The sequence below is a fragment of the Lysobacter gummosus genome (assembly GCF_001442805.1).
GTDB lineage: Bacteria > Pseudomonadota > Gammaproteobacteria > Xanthomonadales > Xanthomonadaceae > Lysobacter > Lysobacter gummosus.
On sequence record NZ_CP011131.1, the window covers coordinates 851,612 to 868,473 of the forward strand.

Genomic DNA, 16,862 nt, shown 5'->3' on the forward strand with positions numbered 1-16,862 from the left:
GATGCTATGGTTGAACCGCGCCTACAGACAGGGGGCGTACCGGTTCAGCTGTAGCATGATCGATGCGGTTGGTGGATGGCCAAGATTGCGTATGCGTTCATCGTTTCCGTCGCGCTGACGTTCTCGCCTGTTGCCGGGGCTTTGCAGGCCCCCCAAGGCGATATTCCAGCCGATGGCTACAACATCCCTCCCGGCGCGTTGGACGACGCGCTGAACGCATTCGCGTCCCGTAACCGTTTGCAGCTGATCTACGCTCCGGCCCTGGTGGCGCGGCGGCGCAGCGCGGGCCTGAAGGGCCGGCCCGGCATCCGCGAGGGCCTGGCCCAGTTGCTGGACGGCACCGGCCTCACCGCGGTGGCCGTAAAAGCCAATGTCTACTTGCTGCAGCCGGCGCCGCGTCCGCGGCCCAAGCTGGTGCCGCAGCCGTTCGTTCAGAAGCCCCAGGCATTGCCCAAGGCACCGACTACGACGGAATTAGACACAGTCCATGTGACAGGAACACGTATCGGGCGTGCCGCTTTCGAAAGCTCGCTGCCGCTGACCCTGATCACCAACGAACAGATCCGCGCCAGCGGCCACCAGACCCTGTTCGACCTGCTGCGGCTGACCCCGGGCATGACCGGCCACCACCCGCGCAATGTCGCCACCGAAGGCGGCGCCAGCCAGGTGCCGTCGGCGGCGGCGGCCTCGGCCAGCCTGTATTCGCTGGGGCCGCGCGCGACCTTGTTCCTGGTCGACGGCCGGCGCATGGCCAACTACGGCCTGGTGTCCACCGACATGGGCGCGCTGACCGATCTCAACGGCATTCCGCTGAGCATGGTCGATCACATCGAGATCGCGCATGGCGGCGCCTCGGCCATCTACGGCGCCGACGCGATGGCCGGCGTGGTCAACATCATCCTCAAGAAGGACTACCGCGGCGCCGAAGTCGGCGGCAGCTTCGGCGTGTCCCAGCGCGGCGACGCCGAGCAGCAGCGCGAGTACGCCAGCTTCGGCGAGCAAACGCCCGGCGGCGGCAGCGTGTTCGTCAGCATCGACCACTTCACCCGCAATCCGCTGATCGGCAGCCAACGCAAGTGGAGCACGCTCGATCAGAGCAGGAATGGCCTGGCAGATCGTCGCTTCCGCTCGGGTTTCGGTTATCGCGATCCCTACGAAGTAGTGGCTCCCATCGAAGGCTGCGATTCGCTCGATGGCCCGCCGGGGGATCAGGTCAAGGATCGTTGCAGTCTGGATGTTCCGCAATACGTCAGCCTGCAACCGGGCATCACCAGCAATGCGCTGTATGCGTATTGGCGCCAGCCCATCGGCGAGGACACCGAGTTCTACGCCGACGTGCGCGCGACCCGGGTGGGTCTGGAAATGCAGAACGCCCCGTTCTTCGCAGGGGTGAACCTGCCGGATGATCATCCAGATGCGTATAAACCCAATCCGAATCTGGATTTGAACTATTGGTTTTCCGATGTCGGTCCGGTGCGCAACCGCACGGTGACCAGCACGCGCGACTACACCGCCGGCATCAAGGGCTACCGCGGCAAGTGGGAATGGGACGTGAGCTTCTCGCGGCGCAGCAACAAAGTAGTCAACCGCATCGACGGACTGATCAATCTGCCTGCGGCGGAAACCGCGATCACCACCAAAAGCTATCACTTCAACAAAACCGACGAGAACTCGCCGGAAGTGCTCGCCGATCTGTCGCCGCAGACGACGCTGGGTGGCGAAGTGGTGCTCGATACGTTATCCGGCAGCATCGAGGGGCCGTTGTTCACGTTGCCGGCCGGCGACGTGCAGATCGCCGCCGGCTTCGAAGCGCGCCACGAGCATCTGCGCAACCGGCCCGATAACTCGTTCAAGCAGGGCGACATCGCGTTGGCGCAACAACTCGACGACCGCAACGCCAGCCGCAACACCTCCGCGGTTTATGCCGAGGTCAACGTGCCGCTGCACGACAAGCTGTGGGCCGACGTCGCCTGGCGCGTCGATCGCAACAGCGGTTACGGCAATCAGGTCTCGCCGATGTTCGGTGTGCGCTGGCAGCCGTGGAAGTCGCTGATCCTGCGCGGCTCCTTTGGCGAAGGCTACCGTGCGCCGACCTTGGCCGAACTGCGTCGGCCCTTGTTGGTCGATACGCTGGCCGCGGTAAGGGCCGACGCCAGCACCCGTCCATGCCTGTACGACTACGAGATCGCGTGCGTGGTCGAACAACGCGCCACCATCAATCCCGATCTGCGCCCGGAAACCTCCACCAGCCGCAGCCTGGGCTTGATCTGGACGCCGAGCGAAAGCTTCACCGCCACGCTCAACCGTTACCGCATCCGCCGCAGGAATGAAATTCTCGCGATCAACGCCACCGGCCGCCCGGACCTGTTTCCCGAGGCCTTGGTGCGCGACGAAGAAGGCAATCTGACCACCGTCGAAACCTATCTGGACAACATCGGCAGCACCGAAGTGCGCGGTTGGGAAATCGATACCGAATACCGCCGCCAGACCCAGGACTGGGGTAATTTTGCGTTTCGTCTCAACGGCCACTACATGGATCGCCTGCTGCGCCGTCCGCATCAGGCCGAACAAGAACTGGATTACGCCGGTTACGGCACGCCCAATCGCACCGTGTTGGGCAGCGTGCGCTGGACCTATCGCGACTGGATCGCCACGCTCAACCTGCGCTACATGGGCCATGCCAAAGTCATAGTGACGCGGCCGGGCGTGGCCTGCCCCGTCATCGACGACATCCCCGCGCGCTGCCGCACACCCAGCGCGACCCTGCTCGGATTGGATCTGGCCTACGGCGGCTTCGACAAATGGCTGATCGGTTTGAACATCAGCAACCTCAACGATCTCCGGCCGGTCAACTACGATTACAACCTCGGCGGCTACAGCATCGTCGATGACGATCCGGTCGGACGCTATTACCTGATCAGCGCGGCGTACCGCTTTTAAGTCATCGGGTAGATCGTCGGGCCGCGTAGCGGCGGCTCGGAACTTGCCGCGCCGTCAACCCGGCGCGAGCCACGAAAACGGCGGCCACGGCAGATTGCGCAGCACCCAGAACGCGGCCAGCAATCCCAGCCAGGCCTTGCCGTTGCCCAGGATCGCCAGCGCACGCCGCGGCAGCGGCAGGCGATAGCCCAGCCCCTGCAACACCAGCAGCGGCAGCGCCGGGATCAACAGGCCCAGCAGCGGATTCATCGCCATCATCTGCGCCAGATCGCCGTGCGCCAGCGCGTGCAGCGCGCGGGTCATGCCGCAACCGGGGCAATACAGGCCGGTGAAGTGATAGAACATGCAGCCCGGCAGCGGGCTGCCGGCGGCGTTGGGATCGACATGCCGCAGCACCCACACCCCGGCCGCGGCCGCCGCAGTGGCCGCGGTCGCGGCGACAGCGAGGGTGAGATGGCGCTGGCGGGCGCTGCGGTCCATATCGATCTGTTCGCCGGGCGGCGCGCCTCAGCGCGACTGCGCCTTCTGCAGTTCCTGCAGGAACTCGTCGGACATCATCGACATGCCGTTGATGAAGAACGACAGGATCGTCCAGATCAGGCCCAGCGCGACCAGCCCGGTGCCGACCCAGCACCAGATCTTCGCGGTCTCCGACGCGCGCCGGGCGCCGTCTTCGTCGCCGGCGGCGTACTTGCTGTTGACCTGATTGCCGAACACCAGCGCGACGATGCCCGGCGCGGCGCCGATCAGGCAGCAGAAACACGCGCCCAGCACGGTCAGGGTGATCGACCACGGCAGGTAGTTCGGATACGGCGAGGCGGCAGTGACGACGGGCTGATTCATGGTGTCCTTCCCAGGGCAATGGCCGGACGCCGACGGCGTCCGCTCGCGGGCATCCTAGCAGCGCTCCGCCTCGGCGGCACGCCGCGCGTGGAAGCGATCAGGCCCGATCGCCGCGCAACGCGCGCACCTGCGCCTCCAGCGACTGCGCGGTGGCCTCGGCGCCGTCGCACGGCGCCTGCGCGATCACCTCGACCTGGGCGCGGAACCGCCGCGGCACGCGCATGCGCGCCATGCGCGAATCGCGCTTGCTCCACATGCTGGACCACATGCCGCGCAGCGCCATCGGGATCACCGGCACCGGATTCTTCTCCAGCACCCGTTCCACGCCCGACTTGAACGGCGCGATCTCGCCGTTCTTGGTCAGCGCGCCCTCGGGGAAGATACCGACCAGCTGGCCGTCGGCGAGCGCGGCTTCGATTTCCTCGAACGCGCGCCGCATCACCTCGGGATCTTCCTTCGCCCCGGCGATCGGAATCGCCTTGGCGGTGCGGAAGATCCAGCTCATCACCGGGATGTTGAAGATCTTGTAATACATCACGAAGCGCACCGGCCGCGGGATGCTCGCACTGAGGATCAACGCGTCCATGTAGCTGACGTGGTTGCAAACGATCAGCCCCGCGCCCTCGTCGGGAATGCGCTCGGTGCCCGACACGCGCAACCGGTACAAGGCCCGCACCAGCACCCAGCTGAGGAAGCGCATCAGGAATTCGGGCACGAGGGTGAAGATGTAGATCGCCACGATCGCATTGGCGATCGCCAGCGCCAGGAACACCTGCGGAATGGTCCAGTGGAAGAAACGCTGCACGACCACGCCCAGCACCGCCGCCAGCACGATGAAGGCCGCGTTCTGGATGTTCATGCCGGCGATCACGCGCGACAGCTCGTTCTTCGGCGAGCGGTTCTGGATCAGCGCGAACAGCGGCACCACGAAGAAACCCGCGAACACGCCGATGCCGATCAGGTCGATCATGATCCGCCACGAGCCCGCGCTGTGGACGAAGGCGGAGACGTTCAGGCCGGTCGCGGTCGCAGCGCCGGTGCGGGCGAAATACAGGTCGATCATGAAAGCGCTGATGCCGAACGCGCCCAGCGGCACCAGGCCGATTTCGACCGTGCGCGCCGACAGCCGCTCGCACAGCATCGAGCCCACGCCGGTGCCGATGGAGAACAGCGCCAACGCGAAGATGTACAAGGTGGGGTCGCCGCCGAGATTGGTCAGCGCATAGCCCGGCAACTGCGAAGTCAGCACCGTGCCGACGAACCAGAACCACGACACGCCCAGCACCGAGTTGCGCACCGCCGGCTGGCGACGGGTCATGCGCATGATCTTCACCGACTCGGGAATCGGGTTCCACTGAATCTTCAGGTCCGGCTCGCCGGCGTCGGCGCGCGGAATCAGGCGGCTGACGAGGTTGCCGGTCACCGCCAACGCGATGATCGCGGTGGCCGCGACCACCGGCCCGTGCGTGCCGGCGAGGGTGAAGATCAGGCCGCCGAAGATCATGCCGGTGAGGATCGCGATGGAAGTGCCCATCTCGACCAGGCCGTTGCCGCCGGTGAGCTCCTCCGGCTTGAGCACCGAGGGCAGGATCGAATACTTGACCGGCCCGAACAGGGTCGATTGCAGGCCGGTGCAGAACAGCGCGATCAGCAGGATCGTCATGCTCTGGGTCAGGAACCCGACCGCGGCCAGGCTCATGATCGCGATTTCCATCGAGGTCGTGATCCGGATCAGCTTGTGCTTTTCCAGCTTCTCCGCGATCTGCCCGGCGGTGGCCGAGAACAGGAAATACGGCAGGATGAACAAGGCCGGCGCGAGGTTGGTGTAGAGCGTGCGCTGCGCGTCGTCCACGCCCAGGTAGAACAGCAGCCCGATGATGGCCTGCCGGTAGACGTTGTCGTTGAAGGCGCCGAAGGCCTGGGTCAGGAAGAACGGCAGGAACCGCCGTTGGGTGAGCAACGCGAACTGGTTGTGCGCCATGCCGTCCTGCTTTGTCGGATCTGGTCCGCACATCGATGTGCGGCTCGCGCGAAGGATTCGCGTGGGGAGCCTAGCAAACCCGGAATGGCGGGGTGTAGCGGCTTCGGGCGGGTAGCGCAAAAGTAGCCTCGGCATTACGTGCGCCTAGACCCGCCTGCCGCCGTCCACACCCCCCACGTTCCTGCCTTTGCTGTTCCCCCCTTTGAAAAAGGGGGGAGGGGGGATTCGCTCTTTGCTCCCCCCTCACCGAGCCGCCGCATCCCGCCAATCCGCCCCCTCCGCCGCCTTGGCATGCGCGATCCGGCTCCACTCCGGCTCCTGCCGCCACCGCCGCGTACTGCGCTGGAAGAACTGGCTGTTGGGCACCTGCAGCACCGTGTCGTCGCCGTTGGCGTGGCTCTCCTGCAAGGTGGTGAAGATGAAGTTGATGTCCACCACCCGCCCGCGCAGCCCCGGCTTGTCGCCGCCTTCCAGCACCTCGATGTAGTCGTACAGCCGGAACGGCCGCGTCGTCAGAATCAACAGCGCGCAGAAAATATTCGACAACACGCTCCACGCCGCGAAGAACGCCACCGCGCCCACCGCGACGAACCCGGTCAAGGTCGTCCACACCACCGAACCGGAGATCCCCATCCGATTGAGGAACAGCAACAGCGCGCTGATGTAGATCACCGTGCTCAGCACCCGGCGCACGCCGATGGCGAACGCCGGCGCCAGCTCGTAGCGCGTGCACAGCCGGCGCAGCAGATGCCGGAGCAGGGTGGTCAGCAGCCACGCCGCGACAAGGATCGCCAGCGCTTCGCCCAGTTTCGCGGCGATGTAGGCGGCTTGGGCGATGGTGGGGGACATGGTGTGGGTCGCCTCATGGCTGCGGACAGGGTCCGACAGTGTAAGAAGGCGGGAGTTAGGGCGCCGTGCCTGAGAGGGCGGCAGTTCGGCGCCGGAGCCGTGCGCGCCTGCGGACCGGATCCGCGGTCGCAGCCGGGCTCAGTGCGGGCGCTCGCCTTGCAGCGGCTGATAGAGCGCGGCGATCTTGGGAATGAAGCGCTCCGGATTCGCACCGACCAGATTGGTCAACACGACGATCGCCAGCCCATCGTCGGGATAGACCACGAACGCGGCGCGCGCGCCGCCGATACCGGCCACCTGCCGATGCGGCGAGCTTTGCAGCACCGGCCATCCGGCGGCCCAGCTGCCGTCGGCGCCGCTGTTGAGTTTTTCCGGCGTCCACATGCCGCGAACATGGGCCGCGCCGATCAGCCGACCCTTCGACAGCGCGATCAGCCAACCGGCCACTTCATCGGCCGTGGTCTGGATGCCGCCGCCGGCCCAAAGCCCGCGAGGCATGTCGTAGAACCAGTGCGACAAGCGTTCGGCGCCGCCTTGCGCATCGGTTTTCCGCGGGAAGTAGCTGTACATCGTGGCCGCATCGGCGAGGAGGTCGTAGCTGTCGCCGAAGGTGGACGAACGCATGCCCGCCACGGCGAACTGGCGCTGGGCGAGAAAGCGCTCGTACGGCATCTTCGTTTGCTTGGCGATGATCTGCGCCAGCAAGGCGTAGTTGGCCTGGTTATAGGCGAACCGCTCGCCGATGGCCGCCTCCATCGGGCGCTGCTTCACCGCTTTCCATGCCTGCGCTTCCGAGCCGCCGCCCACCAGTCCGTTTTCATCGACGATGTCGGGCAGCCCCGAGGTGTGCGCCAGCAGCTGACGCACGCGGATGCCTGTCCAGGCCTGCGGCAAGTCGTCCAGGTAGCGGGAGATGGGCGCATCCAGCTCCACCTGTCCGGCTTCGACCAACTGCATCATGGCCACGCCGGTAAACGACTTGGTCGCCGAATTGATGGGAAACAAAGTGGCTTGGGCGACCGGCTTGCGATTTTCGACGTTGGCCAAGCCATAGCTTTGCGACAGCACCACGCGATCGTCCTTGATCACGGCGATCTGCAGACCGGGTATGCGCAGCTCCTTCATCGTTTGCTGGATCAATCGCCGGGCTTGTTCGTTCGCCTCGTCCAGGCCGCTCGCGGCGAGAGCGAGGCGGGGTAGCGAAAACAGCGCGATGGCGATGATCGTGGTGACATGGTGCTTTGCGGACAACATGAGGTTCCCCAAGGTGGACTCGCCGAAGATGCGAAGGATGACGGCCGCTGCGCCCGCGATGTCGCTTCCACGGGACGGCTATCGGATGCGCCGTCGGGCCGAAGGGTTTATAGCTGTCCTCGGCGAATCGAGGCATTGCTTGGGTCGGCGCATGCGCGCGCTGCTGACGGCGGAAGGAATCGCGACGCGTCAGCGGTATAGCGAGTGATCGCGGCCGTCAGTCGATCCGGAACGGCTCGCCCGGAGCGGCCACTTGCTCCGTACGCGTGTTGACCGACCAACTGCCTACGATTTTTCCGTCGATGGCGTAGTTGACCTCGAAGTAGTGGGTGCTATCGACGACGCCGGGGCCGACAGGATGCTTGGCCGACCACGAGCGATCTTGCGTGTCGTGCCACCAGCGCTGCGCGTTGTCCAGTCGGCGAATTTCATCGGCGCGAGTGCGCATGACTAAACCGATGGCTTGCGCATGAGGCGAGTCCCCGGGCGAAGCCGGCTCGGCCGCGATCAACGGGCCGTAAGGGAAGGCCAACAGGAGCAGTAGAAGCAGTCCGTGCGTTTTCATTGAATTGCGGTCGCTCGAATCGAATCAGTGAGTCGGCATCTAGCCGCCATCGCGCGAACGGCCGCTCAGTTGGTAAACGTAAGCCTCCACCACCGCGCCGTCGCGCAGCGTGGCCGAGGTGAGTACGCGTTCGTAGCCCTCGCCCTCGAACTCATCCAGGCGCGGCCAATGCTCGGGCAGCGCGTCCGAGCTGAAAAGCAGCCCTTGGACTTCGTCGCCGAGCGTATCCAGGACGATGCCCGGATAGCCGGCGGCCGCGCCCCAGCCTTCCTCATGCAGCGTGCCGCGGACGAAGGCGGGCGTCCAAGTGCCCGGCACCTGCGCGAGCACATGCGCGTTGGGCTTGCCGGGGGCGAGTGTTCCGTAAACGAAGAGTCGTTGCGTCATGGTCGTTACCGAGGGAGCCGATGCCTGAATCCGGCCGCGTGAGCGATGTGGAAATCGTCAGCCGGCGGGTTGGTGCGCGAGCACCGCCACGCCGATGATCGCGGCGAGAGCCAGCATAACCAGCCAACCGTGGCGTTGATAGAACGGTATCGGATTGCGGCCGATCAACGCTTCGGCGGCGCGCGGATTGACCACCCACCCGTGCGTGCAATCAGGGCACACCAGCTGATACTGCTTCGACATCACCCAGCCGAACAGATGATAGAAGTGGCCGTGCTCGTACTTGAGGCGAAGCCCGAAATCCTGGTCCTGCCGGCATTGCTGGCAGTACTCGCGCTCCGACAGGTCGAAGTCCAGTACCCGTTTGCTGGTGCCCCAAAGAATCATCCGCCGCCCCCTGGCAATCGATTGCCGTCCGATGCCGGAATTATGCCGGCCGGCGAAGGCCGGGGCGATGGGGCTGTCTATTGGGATATCGTCCATCGGCCAAAAAATCCCCGTCGTCTTGTCTCTTGAGACAGGCCGATGCTTTAGTTGGAAGTCACCCAGAGGTTGTGGCCAAGAATCAACTTGGCGCGGCATGCGCAGTCGTCCGAGAATGCGCCCCATCTGAGCACCACAGACGATCAGCCATGACCTACGTCGATCCAGAACTCGTTTTCGCCTGGCAAGCCGCGCATTCCATCGCCCGCAGCTCCCCGCCCCCTGTCCACGATCGCGGCGGCTTCCGGGTGGATACCCATTCGGAAAAGGAAGCCAAGCGCTGGGTATTCCCGCAGCCATGCGATGGATTGCGCGAAATCGCGCATGAGATTACGGCGCCACGGCATTACCTGAAGCTGTGCGGCTCCGATGAGGAACTGCGAAGCGCACTGCCGGCGCGGTGGGAGGTTCAGCCGGCGAACTATTTCATGACGACGGCGGCGGCAACGCTGGATGCCAGGCCGCTGCCCGAGGGCTACAGGATGGAGCTCCATCGAACCGGCCCCGTCACCCGGGCTTGCGTCATCGCGCCGGATGGCGTTGTGGCCGCAAACGGATCCGCGGCAGAAGCGGCGGATGTCTTCATCTACGACCGAATCGAAACCGCGCAGGAGCACCGGCGGAAAGGATTGGGTGTCGCGGTGATGGTCGCTCTCGGGGCCGCGAGAAAATCTCTCGCGAGCACGCAGCTTCTGGTCGCGACAGAAGACGGTCGCGGCCTTTACGCCAATCTTGGCTGGACGGTGCTCGCGCCGTTCGCTGCCGCGACGATTCCGGGCAGTTGAATCGATACGCGGGCCGGTCCGGCCAAGCTCGCTTGCGATAGAGGCATGACGAGGACTGGCCGCCATACAGCGGCAGGCCGTCGGCGAGCATCTGCGCATAGCGGCCGCGCGACCCTTGGATGCGGATGCGGATGCGGATGCGGATGCTCGATGCGCCCATGCCCGGCGAGGTGTCCTGCACGCGGACCCCGGCTGTTGCGGCCACCAGCATCTCCGGGTCGATAGCGTGCGCCGTCGGATGATGATCCGTCCGACCGGCCTCATGCCCGCTTCCGAACCGAAGCAAACACAGCCCCTGTCCGCGCGCCCTGTCTATCCCATCTTGATAACGACCTTGCCCTTCGCGCGCCCCTTGTCGAGGTAGGCCATCGCCTCGTTTGTCGATGCGAACGGAAATATCCGGTCGATCACGGGCGCGATAACCCCGGCGTCGATCAGCGGGCCGAGTGCGCGCAACTGATCGCCGTTGGCTTCCATGAACAGGAATGAATAGCTCACGCCACGGCGTTGGGCCTGCTTCCTGATGCGGTGGCTGAGCAGGCGCATGACTTGCCTCATGAACCAGGAGGCGCCGATCTGTTTCGCGAACTCCGGATCGGGCGGGCCGGAGATCGAGATGAGCTTGCCGCCCGGTTTCAGTACCTGCAATGACTTTTCGAGTACGTCTGCGCCGAGGCTGTTGAGAACAACGTCGTAGCCCTGCAGTACCTGCGCGAAATCATCCTGGTTGTAGTCGATAACCACATCCGCGCCGAGTCGCTTCACCCAATCCGCGTTGGCCGCGCTGGTGGTGGTGGCGACGAACGCTCCGAGATGCTTCGCCAGCTGGATGGCAACGGTCCCGACGCCGCCCGAGCCGGCGTGAATGAGCACTTTCTGTCCCTTTTCGAGCTTCGCCCGTTCGACCAGTACCTGCCACGCGGTCAATGCCACCAGCGGCAAGGAAGCAGCTTCTTCCATGCTGAGCGCCGCCGGCTTGTGCGCTACCGCCTTCTCATCCATCGCAATCATTTCGGCGAACGCGCCGATCCGCTGCGCAGGCGGCCTGGCGTAAACCTCGTCTCCGGGCTTGAATCGCCGCACGTTGGGTCCGACGCGGATCACCACGCCCGCCACGTCGTTGCCGAGGATCAACGGTAAACGGTAGGGCAGCAGGAGCTTGAATTCGCCGTTCCTGATCTTCGAGTCGAGGACATTCACGCCGGCCGCGTGAACCTTGACCAGCACGTCATCGGCCTGCACGTCCGGTTCCGGCATTTCGCCCATCCGCAAGCCGGGCGTTTTTCCGTAGCGATCGAGAACGAAAGCTTTCATGGTGCCTTCCTCGCGTCGAGCCGCAGGTCCTTTCGGATTCCACGGTCCAGGACCGTGGCAGGTGCGAACTTGCGCAGCAGGCTCAAGCGCGCGGCGAGCTTGCCGGCCGTATAGCGAAGCTTTGGATGCCTCGCCCTTGCCGCTTCGAGCACAACCTCGGCCACGACCTCAGGCGGATCGGCAGCGTTCATCACGGCCTTGAGCGTTGCGGAAAGAGAAGCCCGGATCTGGCTGTACTCCTCGAGCTTCGCGTCGGGCTCCATGAAGTTCGCGTCGAACTGGGTCTTCGTATAGGCCGGCTCGACGATCGAAACCCGGATGCCTCGCGTGCGTAGCTCATGGTCAAGCGATTCCGAATAGCCTTCCACGGCGTGCTTGGTGGCGGCATACAGCGCCCCGAAGGGCAACGGCAGGAAGCCCAGCACCGAGCCGATGTTGATGATGCGCCCGCTGCCTCGCTGCCGCATGTGCGGCACGACGGCGCGCGTCATCCGTACGATGCCCATGAAGTTGGTGTCGAAGATGGCTTGAGCCTGGGGAATGGAGCTTTCTTCCGCGGCAGCCGGCGCAACGCCGACTCCGGCGTTGTTCACCAGCAGATCGATACGGCCCTCCAGCTCGATCACCCTGCCTACGGCGGCATCGACCGATTCATCGTCGGTGACGTCGAGCGACAACATCGTGAAGGGCAGTTGCCCATCCTGCGCCCCACGCCTGCTGGTGCCGTAGACCGTGTATCCGGCGGTGGCGAGCCGTTCTGCGGTGGCCTTGCCGATGCCCGAGGAAGCACCGGTGACGAGTGCGATGGATCTGCTGAGTTTCATGGGGAATACCGTGTCGGGTAGGGGCGTTGACGGCGAGAGAGGTGCGGGGTGTATATGATGGTCGTCATATTCATGGGCGAATAAAAAGGCTGCCCCGGCGTGAGGCCTCAGGCCGCTTGAATGAAGTGGTTCAGGGCAGCGTCGCGCAATGCCTCGCTGAGGCCCGCGTCGTCGACAGCGCGCGCCAGTACGAGTGCGCCGACCATGGTGGACACTGCGACGAGGGCGCGCTCGTAAGCGGCCGGCGGCGCTTGATCGTTCATATGGCGGAAGACGAGGTCGATCATCTCCTTGATGCGTCGCGTGGCGGCACGCCGTACTTCAGGTGCCTGACGCGGCATCTCGGAACCCAGTGCAGCGGTCGCGCACCCGGTTTCGATGCTCTTTACATGGGTGTCGGAGAGGTAGGCCCGCATCATCGCCTGCAGCGCCTGTTGCGGCGGCACGGTGGCGGCGACGCGCTCCATCAGCACCACGGCATCGCTACCGGCGCGGTCCGCAGCTTCGGCGAGCATCGCATCGCGCGAGGGGAAATGGGCGTAGAAGCCGCCGTGGGTGAGGCCGGCTGCTTTCATGATGTCCGCGACGCCTGTGCCGTGGTAGCCGCTGCGCCGAATCGCGCGCGCTGCGGCGTCGACGATGCGGTCGTGGGTGGCGGCCTTGGAGCGAGGGGCGGTCTTGTTCATATGATGATCATCATATTGACATCCGGCGCCAGCCGCAAGGGGGGGCAGATGCCGTGGCTGAACGCCAAGCCGCATGGCCGCTTCGGACCAATGAGCTTGTCGCGGTTGGCGTAGGAAGGGGGCCCGGTTGGCGCAGGAAAGCGCTTCGTTAGCCCAGGGAAAGCCTGGGCCGCGCCCGCCCTGACGCTTACGGAGAAAACACGGGCCCGACGTCGCTCGAAGGCCGCCTCGACGCGGCTGCATACGAGCCGAGGCGGACCCATGGCATCGTCGCGGACAGGCCGGCAGGGATTACCAACTGTGCCGCAATCCCGCCTGGATGGCCCAATGCTGCCGCGTTTCAGCCCCTGTGGCGCCGGATGCTTCCAGGAACAGCGACGTGCGCTTGTTGTTGAAGCCGACATCGCCGCCCAGCATGAGCTCGCCGCTCGTACCTTTCCGGTCGGAGGTAGCGGGGACGATACTGCCGCCCTGCTTGGACGCGGTGAGGTCGAGGTCGTCGCCGAGGTAATGCAACGCCGCCGCGCGGACGTACACATTGCCCGCCAACCGCGCCCCTTCCAGCGTCCTGCCGAAGGCGACGCCGACGCGCGCGTATGAGGCATCGAGCGTGTCCTGGCTGATCCGCACACCGTTGCCGGTGGTGTGCTCGCTGTCGCGGATGGCGCCCAGCGACAGGCCGAGCTGGGGCTCGACGTAATAGGACTTGGCAAGCTTGAAGGTGTGGCCGCCTTCGGCATACAGCTGACCCGCCTGGGTGCGGTATTTGCCGACGATGTCGCGGCCTTCGGAATCGCGTGCGGCGTACCGGTTCTTCAGCGACGATGCGCTCGCCGCGAACAGCAGATAGTTGCCGTTGTCGGCACTCCAGCGGCCATAAAGCCCCAGCGTGGTTCCGGTCAGATCGCCCCGGCCTTGCACGTAGTCGGCGGTCGATCGGATCTGTCCCGCACTCAAACCGATGGCGGCGGTGCCGGCATCCAGCGCGAAACCGTGGTCGGCGCCGATGGTCATGCCGTGGTAGTTCTGCCGGTAACGACGCGAATATGCGGTCTTCGCGGTGATTTCACCGGCATCCGCCCTGGCCCAGACATGGTTGTCGTCCGGATCGGCGCCGGGCGCTGCGCCCCGCAGCTGCTGCAGCGAGCCTTGCGCGCCGGCCTTCCACAGATTGACCAGGCTATCGGCGGCATCGGCCGCTGTCAGCACTGTCTGCGACGGCAGTATCCCGACGCCGTTTCCGATTTCGGTCCCGTTGCCCGTGCCGCCTCCCGGGTTGCCCACCGGGTTTCCCCCGGTACCGCCGCCCGGGTTGCTTCCTGGGTTCCCTCCGGTACCGCCGCCCGGATTCTCCCCGATACCGCCTCCCGGATTACCGCCGGAATCGCCGCCGGTTCCCGGGATGTCGATGCCGGTCAGCACGACCTTCTTCCCGTCGGCGGTCAAGGCCACCTGCGGCCTGTAGGTGAACTGCACCAGGTCGTTTTCGTAAGTTGCGCTCCACCGGCCATCCAGGCCGGCCACCGCCGAGAACGCGGCGCTGCCGCCCGCGGCGGCGCCGGCGTCGAGGATGTCGATCGGTGCAGCCGCGGCGATCGACCGGCCGGCGCGAATGGTCGCGGCGTTGACCCAGGAAGTGTCGTCCAGCACCGGGTCGTAGACGATGCCCACAACCTGCGTGCCGCTGGCGGAGAAGTTCTTGATGCCGCTGCCGAACACGATCTTGTCGGCGGTGGCGGTGCCGGACTTGCCGGTGATATCGCTGAGCAGCATGAACCTGGCGCCGTCGCTCAGCGCGACGCTGGCGCCGGTGCCGGTGTTGCTGCTGTCGACGAGCAGCCGGCGGTAGGCGTGCGCCGGCACCGAGCCAGGCACGAAACGGCCCCAAGCGGCAGCCATGTCGATCGCGCCGTTGCTGCCGATGCTCAGCGAGCCCGAGCCGAAATCGTTGCTCAGCGTGCCGGTGCCCTGCGGAATCCACACCGCGCCGTTGGCGAACGCCAGCTCGGCCTTGCCTACTGTGAAGCCGGCATCGGTCTGGCGGCCGTTGACCCGCCCGCGCAGCCAGGAGTCGGATGTGTCGAAATTGACATCGACCGAGCCGATGTGACCGTTGACGACGTCCGTCGCGGTTGCGATGTCGCCGTCGAGTTGCACGGTGCGGCCGCCGGCCTGGTTGACGGTGACGCTGGCGTCCTGGCTGTCAAGCGGCACGCTCCAGATCGAATACGCGGCGCCGGTGCCGAACGGGCTCGTCGATACGGTCAGTCCCCCGGCGACATTGACGGTGCCGAAGTTGCGGATGCCGTATACGTCGCGGTCGCAATTCGGGATGTCCGGCGGGTTGCAAGCGGCGGCGACGGTGAACGACACCGGCGCGGTGGGCGAGGTGAACTCGATGAAGCCGGTGCTGACCAGGCCGTAGGTTTCCGCCTCCGAGGCGACATCGACGTTCACTGCGCCCTCGAAGCGCATGCGCGCACCGGGCGAGCGGTCGTTGCTGAGGCCGGAGGGATTGCCGAACGGCGCGTAGCCGTTTTCCGGCCCTTCGCTGCGCACGCGCACGTCCACGTCGCCGTGCCAGATCATCCACGCGTTGCGATGGGTATTGGCGATGCCATGCGTGGAGCGCGTGCCCGTCACGCTGACGGTGGCGTCGCCGAAGACCTCCATGTCGCCCTGGTTGCGGACGCCGAATGCGGTCGAACCCATGGCGACCGTGGTCAGCGACAGGTCGCCGTTGACCGTCAGCCGGGAGTTGGTGTTGTCGTTGTAGATGGCATGGGCGTTGTCGCTGGGCCAGATCGACAGCGCCGAGATGCGGGTGTCGCCGTTGAAGGTGATGGTGCTGCCATCGGAGTTGTAGACCGCATCGAGCGTGCCGCGGCTTTCGGCGAGGATCGTGGTCGGGCCGTTGAAGACGATGCTGCTGCGCCCCGAGGCCCAGACCGCGCGCGCGAAGCCCTGCGTGCGGGCGTGGAAGTCGGTGGCGCCGTTGAACACCGTGGTGCTGCCGCCGCGGCCGATCACCGCGTTCGCACCGTTGCCCAGGCCGGCGCCCTGATCCGTGTCGCGGGCGTTGGCGGAAATCCTGGTGTTGCCGTTGACGGTGACCGTGTTGCCGTCGTTGAGGATGCCGATCGCCGACCCCCGGGTGGTGCTTTGCGGACGCACCGCCGACAGGTTCAGCCAGCCGCCTCCGGCGACGTCCAGGACGACCGGCGGGTTGCCGCGGGCGATGGACATGGCCAGCACGTCGCGGTCGGCGCCTTCCAGCGCCACGCGGTCGCCGTCGGCGAAGCGGTAGTGCAGGCTGCCGTTTTCGTCCGCGATGTCGTAGCCGGGATCGTAGTTGCCGGTGCCGCCGGTCCGGTCGTGCTCGCCGACGCCGGTGACCGTGTCCTTGTGGTCGGTCGCCTGCACGACGGCGGGCCGCGCTATCGCCCCTGTCACCAGGGCGGTGACGACGGAAAAGTACAGCGTCTTGCGGCGGCGCTGCGCGAGATCCCGCTCGGCTTGCTCGCGCGCGTTATCGATGATCGATTGCCGCCACAGCGGCGGCAGTTTCGACAAATCTTCATCGCCGCGAGCGGCGGAACGCGAACCGGACATGGAATCCCCTGGAGTGTGTGTTGAAAACGGCTGCATGACGGTCCGGCGGCTTGCGCGCGCGCAGGCATGCCAAAACGCGCGGGCCGCTGTTCCGGCGGGTGCCCAGACGCGCCAAGTCAGCCCCAACCCGTGGTTGCGGCCGCAGCCCGGCCTCGATCGCAGCGACGGTGCATGCATCGCGCGCGCAAGAGACATGCGAAGCGCATGAGCACCCGCCGATTATCTGAACTGCAATACATTTTTGCCCGGAACGCAGTCACGATGCGCGCAGTTCGCCGCCGTCCGCGGCGCCAATCCGCTCTGCACGCGCGCCATCGACCCGCCGAACGATGTTGATCC

The 16,862-nt window shown here is 65.7% G+C and carries 14 protein-coding genes; 2 read left to right on the top strand and 12 right to left on the bottom strand.

What is annotated here, in order from left to right; translation table 11 throughout:
* Nucleotides 1–75 precede the first annotated feature (75 nt).
* The gene (locus LG3211_RS03460; protein ID WP_057941604.1) at nucleotides 76–2,940 is read left to right on the top strand and encodes a TonB-dependent receptor; all 2,865 of its coding nucleotides are present in this window, start codon (nucleotides 76–78) and stop codon (nucleotides 2,938–2,940) included.
* Between the two features lie 54 nt (nucleotides 2,941–2,994).
* On the opposite strand, the gene LG3211_RS03465 is transcribed toward LG3211_RS03460, so the two are convergent.
* The 8 genes from LG3211_RS03465 to LG3211_RS03505 all read right to left on the bottom strand — a co-directional run bounded on the left by LG3211_RS03465 (nucleotide 2,995) and on the right by LG3211_RS03505 (nucleotide 9,302).
* A complete protein-coding gene (locus LG3211_RS03465) occupies nucleotides 2,995–3,420 on the bottom strand; it encodes a DUF2752 domain-containing protein (protein WP_057941605.1) in 426 nt (141 codons plus the stop codon).
* Nucleotides 3,421–3,447: 27 nt separating this feature from the next.
* Entirely contained in the window at nucleotides 3,448–3,783 is a 336-nt protein-coding gene (locus LG3211_RS03470) for a CD225/dispanin family protein (RefSeq protein ID WP_057941606.1), read from the bottom strand.
* Nucleotides 3,784–3,880: 97 nt separating this feature from the next.
* Nucleotides 3,881–5,764, bottom strand: a complete 1,884-nt coding sequence (locus LG3211_RS03475; protein ID WP_057941607.1) for an MFS transporter — start codon at nucleotides 5,762–5,764, stop codon at nucleotides 3,881–3,883.
* 243 nt (nucleotides 5,765–6,007) lie between these two features.
* A complete protein-coding gene (locus tag LG3211_RS03480; RefSeq protein ID WP_083512285.1) occupies nucleotides 6,008–6,613 on the bottom strand; it encodes a mechanosensitive ion channel domain-containing protein in 606 nt (201 codons plus the stop codon).
* Nucleotides 6,614–6,751: 138 nt separating this feature from the next.
* Nucleotides 6,752–7,828 (bottom strand): serine hydrolase domain-containing protein, encoded by a 1,077-nt coding sequence (locus LG3211_RS03485; protein ID WP_083512844.1) that lies wholly within the window; start codon nucleotides 7,826–7,828, stop codon nucleotides 6,752–6,754.
* A 256-nt stretch (nucleotides 7,829–8,084) separates the two neighbouring features.
* The gene (locus tag LG3211_RS03495) at nucleotides 8,085–8,315 is read right to left on the bottom strand and encodes a hypothetical protein (protein WP_148648729.1); all 231 of its coding nucleotides are present in this window, start codon (nucleotides 8,313–8,315) and stop codon (nucleotides 8,085–8,087) included.
* Between the two features lie 156 nt (nucleotides 8,316–8,471).
* Complete coding sequence (locus LG3211_RS03500) at nucleotides 8,472–8,819, bottom strand: gamma-glutamylcyclotransferase family protein (RefSeq protein WP_057941611.1); 348 nt, start codon at nucleotides 8,817–8,819, stop codon at nucleotides 8,472–8,474.
* 57 nt (nucleotides 8,820–8,876) lie between these two features.
* Complete coding sequence (locus LG3211_RS03505) at nucleotides 8,877–9,302, bottom strand: hypothetical protein (RefSeq protein ID WP_148648730.1); 426 nt, start codon at nucleotides 9,300–9,302, stop codon at nucleotides 8,877–8,879.
* 149 nt (nucleotides 9,303–9,451) lie between these two features.
* Here LG3211_RS03505 and LG3211_RS03510 point away from each other — a divergent pair, with 149 nt between their 5' ends.
* Entirely contained in the window at nucleotides 9,452–10,087 is a 636-nt protein-coding gene (locus tag LG3211_RS03510) for a GNAT family N-acetyltransferase (protein ID WP_057941613.1), read from the top strand.
* 312 nt (nucleotides 10,088–10,399) lie between these two features.
* Here the strand turns inward: LG3211_RS03510 and LG3211_RS03515 are convergent, their stop codons facing one another.
* From LG3211_RS03515 to LG3211_RS03530, 4 genes are all read right to left on the bottom strand, one after another.
* Nucleotides 10,400–11,401, bottom strand: a complete 1,002-nt coding sequence (locus LG3211_RS03515) for an NADP-dependent oxidoreductase (protein WP_057941614.1) — start codon at nucleotides 11,399–11,401, stop codon at nucleotides 10,400–10,402.
* On the bottom strand, nucleotides 11,398–12,225 hold the full coding sequence (locus LG3211_RS03520) for an oxidoreductase (protein ID WP_057941615.1): 828 nt from the start codon (nucleotides 12,223–12,225) through the stop codon (nucleotides 11,398–11,400). The genes LG3211_RS03515 and LG3211_RS03520 overlap by 4 nt, the downstream gene beginning before the upstream one ends.
* Nucleotides 12,226–12,332: 107 nt before the next feature.
* Nucleotides 12,333–12,911 carry a TetR/AcrR family transcriptional regulator gene (locus LG3211_RS03525; RefSeq protein WP_057941616.1) on the bottom strand — a complete coding sequence of 193 codons (579 nt, stop codon included), beginning with the start codon at nucleotides 12,909–12,911 and terminating at the stop codon, nucleotides 12,333–12,335.
* Nucleotides 12,912–13,202: 291 nt separating this feature from the next.
* Nucleotides 13,203–16,523 (bottom strand): autotransporter outer membrane beta-barrel domain-containing protein, encoded by a 3,321-nt coding sequence (locus tag LG3211_RS03530; protein WP_057941617.1) that lies wholly within the window; start codon nucleotides 16,521–16,523, stop codon nucleotides 13,203–13,205.
* Nucleotides 16,524–16,862 lie beyond the last annotated feature (339 nt).